We start from the raw sequence: 16,047 nt of genomic DNA, 5'->3' as shown, positions 1-16,047 counted from the left end.
TATGTATAAATTACTTATTCGACCGATACTATTTCTGTTTGATCCAGAAAAAGTGCATTACTTTACCTTTTCATGTATTCGTTTCTTCCATAAAATAGGCTTTGGCCCCCTTTTTAAATTTTTATACACTGTTTCAAATAAAGAATTACAAACAGAAGTCTTTGGATTAAAATTTAAAAATCCGGTTGGATTAGCAGCTGGTTTTGATAAAGATGCTAAATTGTATAATGAGTTATCCAATTTTGGTTTTGGTTTTATTGAAATTGGAACGCTAACACCTAAAGGTCAAGAAGGAAATCCTAAAAAAAGATTATTCCGTTTGAAAGAAGATCAAGCCATTATTAATCGTATGGGATTTAATAACGGTGGTGTTTTGGATGCTGTTGAAAGGCTAAAAAAAAACAAAGGAGTTTTAATAGGTGGAAACATTGGCAAGAATAAAGTAACTCCAAATGAAGAAGCTGTTCAGGATTATAAAATCAGTTTTGATGCGCTTTTTCCTTATGTGGATTATTTTGTAGTGAATGTGAGTTCACCAAATACGCCAAATTTAAGAGCTTTACAAGATAAAGAGCCATTGACAACTCTTTTGCAAGAGTTGCAAAATGCAAACTTCAAAAAACAAACTCCAAAACCAATCCTTTTAAAAATTGCTCCCGATTTAACAGATGAACAATTGCTAGATATTATTGAAATTGTAAATGTGACTAAAATCGCTGGTGTTATTGCAACTAATACAACTATTGCAAGAGAAGGATTACAATCTAAAAATAAAAAGGAAATAGGAGGTTTATCTGGAAAACCTTTAACCCATAGAAGTACAGAAGTCATTCGTTTTCTTTCAGAAAAAAGTAACCGTTCCTTTCCTATTATTGGAGTAGGAGGCATACATTCTGTACAAGATGCATTGGAAAAATTAGAGGCTGGAGCTAGTTTAATACAATTATATACAGGTTTTATTTATGAAGGTCCTAAATTGGTACGTGACATCAATAAAGCAATTTTAAAAGCTAAAACGATTTCGTAAAATAGATTTCTTTCCTATCTTTGGCTACCCATGAAACACGTCAAAATAATAGAATGTCCTAGAGATGCCATGCAAGGTATCAAAGCTTTTATTCCTACAGAAAAAAAAGTGCAATACATACAAGCTCTTTTACGAGTAGGGTTTGATACCATAGATTTTGGAAGTTTTGTTTCTCCAAAAGCAATTCCGCAAATGCAAGATACTGCTGAAGTCTTAGCACAATTAGATTTGTCTGCTACACAAAGTAAACTGTTAGCTATTATTGCAAATACTAAAGGAGCAGAATTGGCTTCAGTGCATCCTGAAATAAATTATTTGGGATTTCCTTTTTCCATATCAGAAAATTTTCAGATGCGAAATACACATAAAACCATTGCGGAATCAATTGTAACCCTTCAAGAAATTTTAGAAATTGCAGATCAATCCCAAAAAGAAGTGGTAACTTATATTTCTATGGGTTTTGGAAATCCTTATGGAGATCCTTGGAATGTAGATATAGTAGGGGAATGGACTGAAAGATTAGCATCTATGGGTGTAAAAATTCTTTCTCTTTCCGATACGGTAGGAAGTTCAACACCCGAAGTAATAGATTATCTATTTTCTAATTTAATTCATAAATATCCTCATATTGAGTTTGGAGCTCATCTGCATACAACACCTGATTCTTGGTTTGAAAAAATCGATGCTGCTTATAAAGCAGGTTGTCTTCGCTTTGATGGAGCTATTAAAGGTTTTGGTGGTTGTCCAATGGCAAAAGATGACTTAACAGGAAATATGCCTACCGAAAAAATGTTGTCTTATTTTACTGCTAATAAGGTAGATACAAATTGTCACGCTATTAGTTTTGAAAGCGCTTATAATGAGTCACTAAAGATTTTTGATAATTTTCATTAATAGTTTGGAATGAGTCACTTTTTAGATTATTTAGGTTGTTATACTGTTGCTATTCCTATTATTCTAGGAATTTTATTATTACTTTTTTTAAATTTTATGTACTGTAAACTAAAAGGACCCAATAAATCTGTGGCCAATTTTTCTTTTTATATTCCAATGTTATGTGCCGTTGTCTTGGGAGTTTTGTTATTCTATACTACTTATCTTTGGATTACATTTGCGTTATATTTTGTTATTTTAATCCTTGTAAACATGGCTTCCTTTAAAGTATTAGCAGAAGCATTAGAAGATAAGACAGGTTTAGGGGTTGCTATGTTCTCTGGATTAGTTAGTAGTTACATTTTTGTTTTCTGTTTTCTAGTCAAACTTATTGTTGATTTGTTCTAAATAATTTATTTTAATTTATTCTAAATAAAATTTTGAACTTTCCATTTTACTTTTTAATTTTGCAGCTTTAAATTATTTTAAATAAATCTAAATAAAATATGTATTCAAAAAGTCTAGTTTTTACTTCAATTTTATGCTTAACGGTAAGTCTAATATCTTGTTCAAGTGATGAAATTACAACAGATGAAAGCTTATCCATTCCAGAAACATATGAATTTACTAGAAATGATCAATCGACTGTTGATTTTAGTGGCCAATCAAATAGATTATTAATGTTAACCGAAATGGGTGATTATATAAAAAATCAAGCAGCAGCTGCTAATATGGTTGATATTGATGTTCTAAATAATATGTATGCAAATCAAAATAATGCTTTTTCAACAAATGATTTAAACACATCGGGTAAGCAACTAAAAGACAAAACAGCCGCTTCAACAGATTATTTTGTGAACTTTGCAGGTGGTGGCTCAACGTTAGAACAAGCTGAAGTGAGAGCCTTTTTTGCAACTCAATTTACGAATGCGAATACTGCAAGTCAAGGAAGTGATGCCTCCGCAAATGTAGCTGGAAAATACTTAGATGGTACTTCTGTAAGATTATTTGCAGCTAACGGTTTGGAACCACAGCAAATTTTATTAAAAGGAATGATGGGCGCTTGTTTTATGGATCAAATAGTAAACAATTATTTAAGTACTACGGTTCTAGATGAAGGCAGTAATAAAATTAATAATAGTAATAAAATACTAGAATCAAATAAGAATTATACTAAAATGGAGCATCTATGGGATGAAGCATACGGTTATGTTTATGGTGCTGGTGGTGGAAAATTTTGGGATAGTTATATTAATCAGGTTAGTGCTGATGCAGATTTTTATAAGGTTAAACAAGATATTGAACTGGCTTTTAGAAAAGGTAGAGCAGCAATTGTTGCAAATAATTACACAGTACGTGATGCACAAATTAAAATAATTAAAGCCAAATTAGCCTTAGTGCCAGCTATTAGAGCTGTATATTATTTGAAAGAAGGAAAAGGTAAATTAATAACAGATAATGGTGCAAAAGCTTTTCATGCATTATCAGAAGCATATGGTTTTATAATGGCAATACGTTATACAAATAATCCAATTACGAATGCTCCCTATTTTTCTAAAAATGAAGTAAATGCTATTTTAACAGAATTAACTGCAGGGAATAATGGTTTATGGGATGTAGATTATCTTAATACTAAACTAGATGATTTAGCAACAACGATAGCCACTCGATTTGATTTTACTGTAGAACAAGCACAAACTGTTAACTAAAATAATAGAGAAAATGAAAAAGATACTTTTACTTCTTGGAATTATAATTTTTATTATAGCTTGTTCTAGTGACAATACAAGTGAGGAAACTAGTAATGATAGTTTCAATAGAACTGAATTATTAACGAATTGGGCTGATAATATTATTATTCCAAGATATGAAAACTATCAAGCAAAAGTAGATGTTTTATATACTAAAACTACTTCTTTTACTACTAGCCCTAATCAAAGCAATTTAGATGAACTTAGAGCTGCTTGGTTAGAAACTTATAAGGCATTTCAGTATGTAGGCATGTTTTCAATAGGTAAAGCAGAAAGCATAAATTTTAATAGTGCTACAAATATATATCCTACAAATCAAACAGGAATTCAAGCTAATATTGCATCAGGAACATATAATTTTGCTTTGTTATCACAATATGACAAACAAGGCTTACCCGCTTTGGATTATATGTTAAATGGTTTAGCAACTACAGATAGTGAAATTATAGATTTTTATGTGAATCACGTAGATGCTAGCAAATACAAACAATATTTAACTGATTTAGTGAACCAATTAAAATCGAATATTGATGCAGTGGTAACAGATTGGAATGGGACTTATAAAAATGCTTTTATCAGTAGTAATGGAAATTCAGTAAGTAGTAGTACTAATAAAATGGTTAACAGTTTTATAAAATACTATGAAAAAGATTTACGTTTAGGAAAAGTAGGCTATCCAAGTGGGGCATTTGTGAATGATGGAAATAAATATCCTGAAATTGTAGAAGCTTATTTTAAGAATGATGTTTCAAAATTGTTATTAGAGGAATCTATCAAAGCATCTCAGGATTTTTTTAATGGTAAACATTTTAATACAAATATTGAAGGGGCGAGTTTGAAATCTTATTTAAATTTTTTAGGAACAGTTAGAGATAATCAAAATCTTAGTACTGTTATTAATAATCAATTTGTAAGTATTTTAAATATGAACAGTACTTTAGATAATAGCTATTCTAATCAAATTAATACTGATAATGTAAAAATGTTTGAATTGTATGATGCTTTGCGTCAAAATATTGTGTACTTAAAATTAGATATGATGCAGGCATTACATATTACAGTAGATTATGTAGATAATGACGGTGATTAATTGTTTCATAAATTGATAAAAACGTATATAAATAAAAAATCAGATACTGTAACGCTAGCTTTTTTTAGGCTAGCGTTTGGTTTAATGATGCTTTTCAGTATTATTCGATTTGTTAGTTATAATTGGGTAGAGAAATTATATATTCAACCTAAGTTTCATTTTACTTATTATGGTTTTGAATGGGTAAAACCTTTAGGCAATTTTACGTATATTTTATTTTTTATTTGTGGTTTAGCAGCACTATTTGTAGCTATTGGGTATCGTTATAAATTAGCTATAGTGGTTTTCTTTTTGAGTTTTACCTATATAGAATTAATGGACAAAACAACCTACCTAAACCATTATTACTTTATTTCAATAGTTAGTTTTATTCTTATTTTTTTACCTGCTAATGCCAATTATTCAGTAGATGCTTATCTAAATGATAAAATAAAAAAACTTCAAATTCCCACTTGGAATATAGATATATTGAAATTAATGCTGGCTATAGTCTATTTCTATGCTGGTTTAGCAAAACTCAATTCCGATTGGCTATTAGAAGCCATGCCTTTAAAAATTTGGTTACCCAATCAATCGAATACGCCAATCATTGGAAATTGGTTTCATAAGGAATGGGTACAATATGCTTTTAGTTGGTTTGGTGCATTATATGATTTGATGATACCTTTTTTACTTTGGAACAAAAAAACGAGGAATTTGGCCTTTGTTTTTGTGGTTATTTTTCATATACTAACGAAAGTTTTATTTCCTATTGGAGTTTTTCCTTATGTAATGATAATTAGCACGCTGATTTTCTTTAGTGCTGGGTTTCATAAAAGAATAATGCATCTTATCTTTGCTACTTTGAAAAGTAAAAGAATGGTTTTTGAAACACCAAATACCATTAATGAAATAATAAAGCCAACTAAATATAATTTAAAAATGTATTTTCTAGCATTATTTATGGTATTTCAATTGGTTTTTCCCTTCCGCTATTGGTTATATCCAGATGAATTGTTTTGGACAGAAGAAGGGTTTCGATTTTCTTGGAGAGTGATGTTAATGGAAAAGGCAGGTTATACTCAATTTTATATAACTGATTCAAAAACAAATAAAAGAATAGCCATAGATAATAGTAGATTTTTAACTTCCTTTCAAGAGAAACAAATGGCTTTTCAACCCGATTTTATTTTAGAATATGCACATTTCTTGCATGATTATTATGAAAAAACTGGCTTTAATGATCCTAAAGTAACAGTAGATAGTTATGTGGCTTTAAACGGAAGACTAAGTAAAGAATATATTGATCCCAAAATAGATTTAGCTAAAGAATATGAATCATTTCAACACAAAACGTGGATTTTACCATTTAACGATGTTATCAAAGGTTTTTAGTACGTTGTTATTTTTTTGTATAACTGTAACTTTTGCACAAAAAAGCGTAAAAGGGAAAGTAACCAATAGTTTGAATAAACCACTTGAAAATGTGGAAATATATAACAAAACAACCTATCAATATACACGCAGTGCATCTAATGGTACTTTTGAAATTACTTCGTTAATTGATGGAAACAATACTATTGTTTTCTTTTTAGAAGGATATCAAATTGAAGAAATAACGATTCAATCCAATACAAATAATCTTCAAATTATCTTAAAAGAATTGGCTACCGCACTTTCAGAAGTAGTTATCATTAAAGAAAAAGAAAAACAATTTGCGCTCAATAAATTGAAAGATATTGAAGAAACGGCTATTTATGCAGGTAAAAAAACAGAAGTCATTTCCTTAGATAAAATTACCGCTAACAAAGCCACCAATAATCCACGACAAGTGTATGCACAAGTAGTAGGATTGACTATCAACGAAAGTAATGATGGCGGTTTGCAATTGTCTATTGGAGGAAGAGGGTTAAATCCCAATCGAACGTCTAATTTTAATACCAGACAAAATGATTATGATATAAGTGCAGATGTTTTGGGTTACCCAGAAAGTTATTATGCTACACCTACAGAAGCTTTAGAATCAATTCAAATTGTAAGAGGAGCAGCTTCTTTACAATATGGAACGCAGTTTGGTGGTATGGTTAATTTTAAAATAAAAAAACCAACATCAAAACCCATCGAAGTCATCACTAGAAATACTATAGGTTCTTATAATTTGTTTACCAACTTTACAAGCGTAAGTGGAACACATGGTAAATTCAGCTATTATACCTATTACAACTATAAGACGGGTGACGGATTTAGACCTAATTCACAATTTGATTCTAAATCTTATTTTGCGAATGTAAATTACCAATTCTCAGCCAATACATCCTTGCATTTAGATTATACCTATTTTGATTATTTAGCACAACAACCTGGTGGTTTAACCGATGTGATGTTTAATCAAGATCCAAAACAAAGTAATAGAAACAGAAACTGGTTTGATGTCAATTGGAATTTGTATGCTTTACGTTTTAAACATCATTTTCAACATGATGCCGATTTTTCCCTACAATTATTTGGCTTAAATGCCTCTCGTAAAGCCTTAGGTTATCGTTCTAATAGAGTTTCAAGTAATGATGTTGAAGGCACAGAACGCGATTTAATTATTGGCGATTTTGTCAATTGGGGTGCAGAAGCGCGTTATCTAAAAAAATATGATTTCTTTGGAAAACGAAACGCTTTTTTATTGGGTGCCAAATACTATCAAGCCAAAAATTCAGGTCTTCAAGGACCAGGAAGTTCTGGAAGTGATGCAAATTTTAATCTTGCAACCGATGAATTTCCAAATTACACCAATCAATCGGATTATACTTTTCCCAATTTAAATATCTCTATTTTTGGAGAAAATATCTTTAAAATAACAGAAGCTTTTTCAATTACACCTGGTTTTCGATATGAAAATATTAAAACACAAGCCAATGGTTATTACAGAAAAATTGTTTCAGATTTAGCAGGTAATATTTTGCAAGACATCACAGTTGATGAAGAAAATGTAAAAGAGAGACAATTTTTCCTTTTCGGAATTGGAGCGAGTTACAAAATGAAAAACGGATTAGAATGGTATGGGAATGCTTCTCAAAATTACCGATCAGTAACTTTTAACGATATACGAACAGCTTCTCCAAGTTTTGAAATTAATCCTAATATTACAGATGAAAAAGGCTATACTTCCGATATAGGATTAAGAGGGAAAATTAGAGATATACTTTCTTTCGATGCCAGTGTGTATGCTTTATATTATCAAGATAAAATTGGCGAACAAAGAATAGAAAGTCCTACAAGAGCCGCTGTAGATGTGCGTTATCGAGATAATTTAGGAACGGCTTTAACATACGGTTTTGAATCACTAATAGATTGGAATATTAGTAAAACATTTTTTAGAAATAACGAAAATTTTATTTGGACCGCCTTTTCAAATGTAGCTTTAACAGATTCTCAATATGTGGAATCTAAAGTTGAAACTATTAAAGGGAATAAAGTAGAATTTGTACCCAATTATAATGTAAAATTAGGAACAGGTATAGGTTATAAAAACTTTTTATCTAGTGTACAATTTACTTATGTTTCTTCACAATTTACAGATGCGTTAAATACGGTAACAAATTCTAATGATGATACTTTTGGTATTTTTGGTGAAATTCCTACCTATTATGTTTTAGATGTATCTACTTCTTATAAATGGAAACAACTTAAATTTGAAGCAGGAATGAACAACGTCTTAAATTCTTGGTATTTTACAAAAAGAGCTACGGGCTATCCAGGACCAGGTATTATACCTTCAGAACCTAGCGTTTTTTATGCAACTATAGAGTTTAAGTTTTAAATAATTAAATTTTTTTGTAGGCTTTTTACACTCTTAATTCATTCATTTCGAGTGTTTTTTGGCATGCAATGGAATAAAAATACACACTTCCATCAGTTCGAGTGTTTTTATGGAATGCAATGGAATAAAAATGCACCCTTCCGTCAGTTCGAGTGTTTTTATGGAATGCAATGGAATAAAAATACAACCTTCCGTCAGTTCGAGTGTTTTTATGAAATGCAATGGAATAAAAATGTATCGAGAACCCGCAAACGTGTCATTCTAAAACTCATTTCTTGATATATTCATTTACCTATTAGAGTTTTTTTATGTAATCAAAAAAAATTAAAATACACCCTTCCGTCATTTCGAGTATTTTTATGGCATGCAATGGAATAAAAATATACCCTTCCGTCAGTTCGAGTGTTTTTATGGAATGTAATGGAATAAAAATGTATCGAGAACCCGCTAACGTGTCATTCTAAAACTCATTTCTTAATATATTCATTTACTTATTAGAGTATTTTTATGTAATCAAACAAAATTAAAATGCATCCTTCCGTCAGTTCGAGTGTTTTTATGGAATGTAATGGAATAAAAATGTATCGAGAACCCTGCTTTTTTTATGGCGATAATAAAATGCTATAAATAACACATTATCTAATCCAACTTTTTTTCATAAGAATCATTTCATAAACAATTAAAAACAAAAAGTAAAAAATAACTTCATTTTTATTTGTATTAAATCTAAATAATAATAATTTTGCATCCATTATTAATTACTTTAAGTAAAAACAATTTTCTTTTTATAATTAGGACACTTTTTTAAAAATGAATTGCTTTTAGCTTACTATTAAATATTTAAACCCATGAGGAAAGTTCGTTTTTTTAAGCCATTATTGTTACTAACTACTATTGCTTTAGCTTTTAATTCCTGTCAAAATGATGACGAAAGCATTCAAAGGATTTCTAAAGAGGAAGTAATTAAAAATTATGCAGAAATTGTTCATGCAAACTATGTACAAGCTTATAACGATGCAGTAGCTTTAGAAACTGCAATTACGAATTTTACAACAGCTCCTTCTCAAACCTTATTCAATCAAGCAAAAATGGCTTGGCAAACTGCTAGAGAAAGTTACGGTACCACGGAAGCTTTTCGTTTTATTGATGGACCTATCGATGACGCAAACGGTCCAGAATCATTGCTGAATGCTTGGCCTTTAGACGAAAATTTTATTGATTATGTGGATGGAGCATCTACATCTGGAATTATAAACAATACAGCAACTTATCCTACACTTTCTAAAGCCTTATTGGAAAGTTTAAATGAAGAAGGTGGTGAAAAAAATATTAGTGTGGGGTATCATGCTATCGAATTTCTTTTATGGGGACAAGATTTGACAGCTCCTTCCGCTAATTTACCTGGACAAAGACCTTATACCGATTTTGTTACTGGAGGAACAGCATCTAATCAAGATAGAAGAAGAACCTATTTAAATATCTGTGCCGATTTGCTTACCGATCATTTATCTTATTTGGTAGACCAATGGAAACCAAACGGAACCTATAGAAACTATTTTTTAAATTTAGATGAGAACGAAGCACTAAAAAAAATGTTTACTGGTGCTATTGTTTTAGTGTATTCAGAATTAGCAGTTGAGAGAGTGAATGTTGCTTTGTACAATCAAGATCAAGAAGACGAACACTCTTGTTTTAGTGATAATACGCACAGAGACATTCGTCAAAATTTACAAGGTGTTATAAACGTGTACCAAGGTGATTATGGAACTATTTCTGGGGTGTCTTTAGAAAACTTGGTAAGAGAAAGTAATTTCAATTTAGCAAACGAAGTGAACGAAGCGATTACAGATGCTAAACAAAAAACCAACGCGACCTTAATTCCTTTTGATATGGCTATTCAAGATGGTCCTACCTCTACGGAAGGTGCAAAAGTGAAAGCTGCAGTAGATGCGATGCAATTAATGGGATCTAATTTAAAAGTAGCTGCGCAAAGTTTAGGCATAACCATAGATTAATTCGTTTTAATTACTATATAAGATAAATTTGATACTAATGAATAAACACCTAACCCTAAAAGTTTATTTATTGTTTTTTACTAATTTGTTTCTTCTTATATCCTGTTCCTCGGACCAAGATAGTGAAGAATACCAACTCATCCCTGAGGAAGATGAGCAATATTCTGGTGGTAAAAATGGAACTTCTTTTAATACGTCTGAAGAAGCTTTCGGATTCTTTTCTACTCATTTATCAGCAGAACAACAATCTGATTTTGGTATTGGAAACTCTTTTTTTAGACAAAGTTGGGTAGCTGCACCCGCAAGTACAACAGCACGTGATGGTTTAGGACCTTTTTACAATGCGGTTTCTTGTTCGAGTTGTCATTTTAAAGATGGAAGAGGAAGACCTCCCATGTTTAACGGGGAATTGGGGACAGGTTTATTATTGCGTTTAAATTTACCACAAACTGATGCGCATGGTGGCTATTTACCTGAAACAACTTATGGGAATCAATTGCAAGATGTAGCTATTCTAGGTCAGGATAAAGAAGGTGAATATACGATTACGTATCAATATTTTAATGAAACGTATCCAGATGGTACACAAGTAGAATTAAGAAAACCAGTCTATTCTATAATTAATTTGAATTATGGAACCTTATCAGGTTCGGTTAGTATTTCTCCTAGAATTGCCAATCAAATGGTGGGAATGGGATTACTTGAAGCAATACCTGAAACCACTTTGTTGGGTTATCAAGATATATCAGATGCCAATGGGGATGGTATTTCTGGGAAAGCCAATTATGTGTATGATGTAGTTACACAAACAACTCAGATGGGAAGATTTGGTTGGAAAGCCAATCAACCAAACGTTAAACAACAGGTAGCAGGTGCATTTTCTGGGGATATTGGGATCACTTCTTCCTTATTTCCAAACGAAAATATTCCTACAGGATTCAATGGTTCTACAATTCCAAATGGAGGAACTCCTGAAATATCAGATGAAACACTCCAAAAAGTAGTTTTGTATTCGAGTTCATTGTCCGTACCAGCGAGACGTAATTATCAAACCCAACAAATCTTGCAAGGAAAAGAAATTTTTAATCGTCTCGATTGTGCTAAATGTCATATACCTAAAATGACAACCAGTAGCACTTATTATATTGAAGCGTTTAGAAATCAAGTCATTCGTCCTTATACCGATTTATTATTACACGATATGGGAACCGAATTAGCAGATAACGCTCCTGATTATTTAGCCAATGGTAACGAATGGAGAACACCACCTTTATGGGGAATTGGTTTGATACCTACTGTTAATAACCATACTTATTTATTACACGATGGTAGAGCAAGAAATGTGGAAGAAGCGATTTTATGGCATGGAGGAGAAGCGGCTACTGCTAAAAGTAATTTTAAAAATTTAAATCAAGCCGATCGCCAAAAAGTAATCGACTTTATTAATTCTTTATAAAAAAATACTGTTTGTGAACAGTTATAAAAAGTCGTAGTAGTTTTTGTTAGTTCTACTACGGCTTTTTACGTTCCATAACCTAAAATTTTAACAAAAGAATCTAAAATTTTATGTAGGTAAACTTAAAATTTTATCCCAAAGACTTAAAATTTTAGGTAGGTGGACGTAAAATTTTACCCTAAAGACGTAAAATTTTAGCTTCTTCCTTTGCTATATCTGGGTTTGTAGTTTTTTTATCTGTTAAACTTCTGATAATTCTGATTTTTATTTTTTGGGTTTTATTTACTTTTGAAAGAAAGTATTCTGTAGTTTTCTTTACGAATGCCTCTCATTTTAAAACCATTAATTCTAATAACAACATGAAATCAGTAGTAGTATCTTTCGCATTATTCCTCAATTCAATTGCATTTGCGCAAACTGAACCGTTACTTTTCGAACCAGAATTGATTTCTAATGATGGTGTTTTTGGGTTAACCCTTTCACCCGATAGTAAAACTGCTTTATGGGTGCGTTCCAATGGAAAAAGAGATACCTTACAAATCATGGAATCAAGAAAGGCGGAAGGGAAATGGTCACAACCTAAAATAGCTTCTTTTTCATCAGCAAACGGGAATTGGAAAGATATTGATCCTGTTTTTAGCCCTGATGGAAAAACCGTTCTTTTTCAATCGAACAGAAATACCCATAGAGATGCTAATCGCAAAGATTTTGACATTTGGATGGTTTCAGTAACCAAAGAAGGTTGGGGAGAACCTTATCCTTTAGATACGATTGTAAACACAACAACTTCAGAATCCTATGCTTCCATGACTCACAAAGGGACGATTTATTTTATGAAAGAAAATGAAAATAAAGTGGGACAGTCCGATATTTATTATTCGGTAAAGAAAAATGGAAAATACCAAAAACCAATAAATATAGGTACACCTATTAATACGAATGATCGAGAATCCAATCCGTATATTTCTCCTAAAGGCGATTATATAATCTACTTTTCATCAACTTCAGAAGGTTATGGTGAAGTAGATTTGTACATTTCGTTTTATAAAAATAAGACATGGACCACACCAAAAAACTTAGGTTTACCCATTAATTCTGCTGTTGCCGAGTTTTGTCCATTCGTACAGGAAAAAGAAAAAAGATTGTATTTTACGAGACAAGAAAAAGTAGAAGAGCGTTTTAAAGAAAATATTTTTTATGTACCTTTTGATATAGATTTTTATAGATAACAAAATAAAGCTGTCAAAATACGAGAGGTATTATTATGGCGTAATCTCGTATTTTTAACAGCTTCAACGAATACTTAAACCCTTATATTTTTGGTTAATAGCTAGGTAGATGCACTCTTAATTTTTCAATTTCTAAATGATGCAATTGCACAGCTAATTCTTGTCTAATTCCAGCATAATCCGGATCATAAGCTAAATTGGTATATTCGGATGGATCGTTTTCCAAATCATACAATTCATATTGTTGGTAATAGGCACCAAATGCATCAAAATAATAGGCATATTTCCATTTTTCAGTACGAATGCAACGGATGCGATTGGCAGCTTTTACAATGTTCCAATTACTATTCGAACCCGCTTTAATATCATCATAGGTAAATAAAATACTCTCTTGAACCGCTTTATCTTCTTCAATAATAGGTAATAAACTGGTTCCAGCTAAGCCTGTAGGTGCATTAGAAACATTGGCCATTTCTAGAAAGGTTGGCATAATATCGACCAGTGTAGCCAAACTCATCGAGTTTTTCTTTTCGACACCTTCAAACAAAATCGGATTAGAAATGACTAAAGGAATACGCAAGGCTTCTTCATAAGTGACAAATGTTTTCTGACGTAAACCACCATGTGCCAAGCCCATTTCACCATGATCAGAAGTAAAAGTCACTAAAGCGGAATCTGCTAAACGCTTACCGTTTTCATCTTTTTTATACAATTCATCTACAAAACGACCTACTTCCGCATCTACTTCCGTTAAAAGTGACGCGTAGAAATTCACATAATTCAATTTGTCCTCTACCGAATTAATTTCACCCAAACTCACTGCCATGTTTAGCTTGATTTGTTCTTGAACCATGGGCTTTTTGTTCAGCAATAAGTTTTCATCTACCGTATCTGGAAGTGAAATGGCTCTTCCTGTCCAACTATCCGGATGATAACCAGAAGTTCCAGCTGTTTTAGGATAAGCTAATACATCATGCGGATTGACCAAAGAAAGAATTAATAAATAAGGTTTGTGATCTCCTTTTTTACGTCTTTCCTTTACTTCTTGTAAATATTGAATCGCTTCTGCTGTATAGCGCGCATCATGATTCGCATAACCACCACCAAAATTCAATGGATTCACATCTTCACCTGCATCTGGAGCAATCCAACCCATAGCCCCATATAACGAAATATCGGCAGCAGTTAAATTTTCATAATTTGTTTTGGTACCATTAGGTGCCACACCTTTGCTCATGTGCCATTTACCTCGATACTGCACATCATAGCCATCAGCCCAAAACGTATTCATTAAATTAGGCAAAGAAGTGTCTAAAGTAGGTTCTTGAGGAGAAAGCAATCCACCTTCGGTAAGCGTTTGTGTTACACCATGTTTAGCAGGATAAATCCCTGTGAACAAAGTCGTGCGACTGGGCGAACACATGCACGTGTTACAAAATGCACGATCAAAACTAAACCCATTTTCCTTTAAGAAAGTAAGCGTTTTTAAATTTTCTTTTTCCCAACCAGGTGGAAAATGTTGTGTAGCTCTTTGTTCATCAGTAATGATAAGAATCAAATCTGGTTTTTCAGTAATTTCTTGTAGTTTTTGTTTAAAATTCATCAGACTTTGTTATTAAATGTTTGTTGAAAAGAAATTTGGTAGCGCTAATGTCATTAAAAAAGCGTGTTTAAATTAGCGTAGAATTACCTGTTTTAAAGATTAGGTAGTTTATGAAATACTTAAGAAATTGAGATTTTGTCTTTATAAAGAGATCATTTGATGATTTGTAACCTATAATTGTTATTTTTGATTATCAAAAAAAAGTCTGACTTTATCACGCCTATCTAACAAATGGTTGTTGTGTAGGTCTGACGAAGTCAGACATATAAACAAGTTGGTATGCAATTGGCTGTTGATTCCGGAAGTATTTTTGCGCAATGAATCCGATGAATTTTAGTGGAAAAATAGTTCAGAAAAGAGTAGTATTTTCTTGGCTCAAGTCGTTCGATAAAAACCGTAGAAAGTTTACTTTCAATACGTTTGACAACGTAAAAGACTTGGCTAAGTTATAAGAAAGAAATGACAAAGTCAAATTTCTGACTTAAGAAGTATTGCACTAAACCTTCATCGGCTACCTTTTATTGACGATCGCCTAGCAAAGCTAAGCACCATAAAACAAGGTTCATTGAAGTAGAGAATGCTAAAAAATATTTTAAAGGAGGAATCGAGCCAACTACGTTACTGATTTCAGCAACCAAGCCAGAAACAGTAACTGCACACAACTGCCAGCTAAAAGAAATGCCTTGGTGCTTTTCTATTGACATTGGTTAATTTTATAAAAATTATTTTATATTTGAAAAGCCACTGAACGAAGGCACTTCTTTTAGCTGGCTTAACGTTATAAGTAAGCCATTTAAAAACCGTAAAAAAATGAGTAAATTAGGATGCATATGCGGAAATACTATTGTCGACCAAAGTAATAATTTAGACAATAAGGCTTATTTTGTTAGAGACCAAGATTACGAAAAGTCTGAAAATTACGCTGAAGATATTGAATCGTTTATTAATGCTGTGAAAAATGACAGCCGTGATAAATGGACTGAAAAATATTTTGGTTCTGAAGTGTATAAAAACCTCTCAAACTCAATTGTAATTCAAGACATAATTAGCCGATACAAGTTGAAATATGAAAGCACAATATATCAATGCAAAAATTGTGGAAGTATAAAAGTCCAAAAGGGAACAACAAATATATTTGCTTCATTCAAAATTGAAGACAACCAAAATATGGATATCTTGAAAGGGATAACCGAAAATGATATTGAAAATTGAA

13 protein-coding genes are annotated in these 16,047 nt (G+C 31.8%); 11 read left to right on the top strand and 2 right to left on the bottom strand.

Going from position 1 to position 16,047, the window contains the following annotated elements:
• The first annotated feature begins 1 nt into the window (after window position 1).
• From HALO113_RS02685 to HALO113_RS02640, 10 genes are all read left to right on the top strand, one after another.
• Entirely contained in the window at window positions 2-1,027 is a 1,026-nt protein-coding gene (locus HALO113_RS02685; protein ID WP_159777557.1) for a quinone-dependent dihydroorotate dehydrogenase, read from the top strand.
• A gap of 30 nt (window positions 1,028-1,057) precedes the next feature.
• Complete coding sequence (locus tag HALO113_RS02680; RefSeq protein WP_159777556.1) at window positions 1,058-1,921, top strand: hydroxymethylglutaryl-CoA lyase; 864 nt, start codon at window positions 1,058-1,060, stop codon at window positions 1,919-1,921.
• A gap of 9 nt (window positions 1,922-1,930) precedes the next feature.
• Window positions 1,931-2,308, top strand: a complete 378-nt coding sequence (locus HALO113_RS02675) for a hypothetical protein (RefSeq protein WP_159777555.1) — start codon at window positions 1,931-1,933, stop codon at window positions 2,306-2,308.
• Between the two features lie 98 nt (window positions 2,309-2,406).
• Window positions 2,407-3,609: a DUF4856 domain-containing protein gene (locus HALO113_RS02670; protein ID WP_159777554.1), complete on the top strand. Its 1,203-nt coding sequence runs from the start codon at window positions 2,407-2,409 to the stop codon at window positions 3,607-3,609.
• A 13-nt stretch (window positions 3,610-3,622) separates the two neighbouring features.
• A complete protein-coding gene (locus HALO113_RS02665) occupies window positions 3,623-4,741 on the top strand; it encodes an imelysin family protein (RefSeq protein ID WP_159777553.1) in 1,119 nt (372 codons plus the stop codon).
• A 12-nt stretch (window positions 4,742-4,753) separates the two neighbouring features.
• Entirely contained in the window at window positions 4,754-6,115 is a 1,362-nt protein-coding gene (locus tag HALO113_RS02660) for an HTTM domain-containing protein (protein WP_236554580.1), read from the top strand.
• The gene (locus HALO113_RS02655; RefSeq protein ID WP_159777551.1) at window positions 6,096-8,531 is read left to right on the top strand and encodes a TonB-dependent receptor domain-containing protein; all 2,436 of its coding nucleotides are present in this window, start codon (window positions 6,096-6,098) and stop codon (window positions 8,529-8,531) included. Before HALO113_RS02660 ends, HALO113_RS02655 begins: the two co-directional genes overlap by 20 nt.
• 848 nt (window positions 8,532-9,379) lie before the next feature.
• On the top strand, window positions 9,380-10,546 hold the full coding sequence (locus HALO113_RS02650; protein ID WP_159777550.1) for an imelysin family protein: 1,167 nt from the start codon (window positions 9,380-9,382) through the stop codon (window positions 10,544-10,546).
• 37 nt (window positions 10,547-10,583) lie between these two features.
• Window positions 10,584-12,002, top strand: a complete 1,419-nt coding sequence (locus tag HALO113_RS02645) for a di-heme oxidoredictase family protein (protein ID WP_159777549.1) — start codon at window positions 10,584-10,586, stop codon at window positions 12,000-12,002.
• Between the two features lie 359 nt (window positions 12,003-12,361).
• Window positions 12,362-13,231: a PD40 domain-containing protein gene (locus tag HALO113_RS02640; RefSeq protein WP_159777548.1), complete on the top strand. Its 870-nt coding sequence runs from the start codon at window positions 12,362-12,364 to the stop codon at window positions 13,229-13,231.
• A 94-nt stretch (window positions 13,232-13,325) separates the two neighbouring features.
• On the opposite strand, the gene HALO113_RS02635 is transcribed toward HALO113_RS02640, so the two are convergent.
• A complete protein-coding gene (locus HALO113_RS02635; RefSeq protein ID WP_159777547.1) occupies window positions 13,326-14,834 on the bottom strand; it encodes a sulfatase-like hydrolase/transferase in 1,509 nt (502 codons plus the stop codon).
• Window positions 14,835-15,352: 518 nt separating this feature from the next.
• Window positions 15,353-15,538, bottom strand: a complete 186-nt coding sequence (locus HALO113_RS02630) for a hypothetical protein (protein ID WP_159777543.1) — start codon at window positions 15,536-15,538, stop codon at window positions 15,353-15,355.
• Between the two features lie 106 nt (window positions 15,539-15,644).
• Between HALO113_RS02630 and HALO113_RS02625 the strand changes: the two genes are divergently transcribed.
• Window positions 15,645-16,046: a hypothetical protein gene (locus tag HALO113_RS02625; RefSeq protein ID WP_159777546.1), complete on the top strand. Its 402-nt coding sequence runs from the start codon at window positions 15,645-15,647 to the stop codon at window positions 16,044-16,046.
• The last annotated feature ends 1 nt before the right edge of the window (window position 16,047 follow it).

It is taken from the genome of Flavobacterium sp. 9AF (genome assembly GCF_902506265.1).
GTDB lineage: Bacteria > Bacteroidota > Bacteroidia > Flavobacteriales > Flavobacteriaceae > Flavobacterium.
The sequence above is the reverse complement of the archived record's forward strand: the minus strand, read 5'-3'. Positions and strand labels throughout refer to the sequence as shown.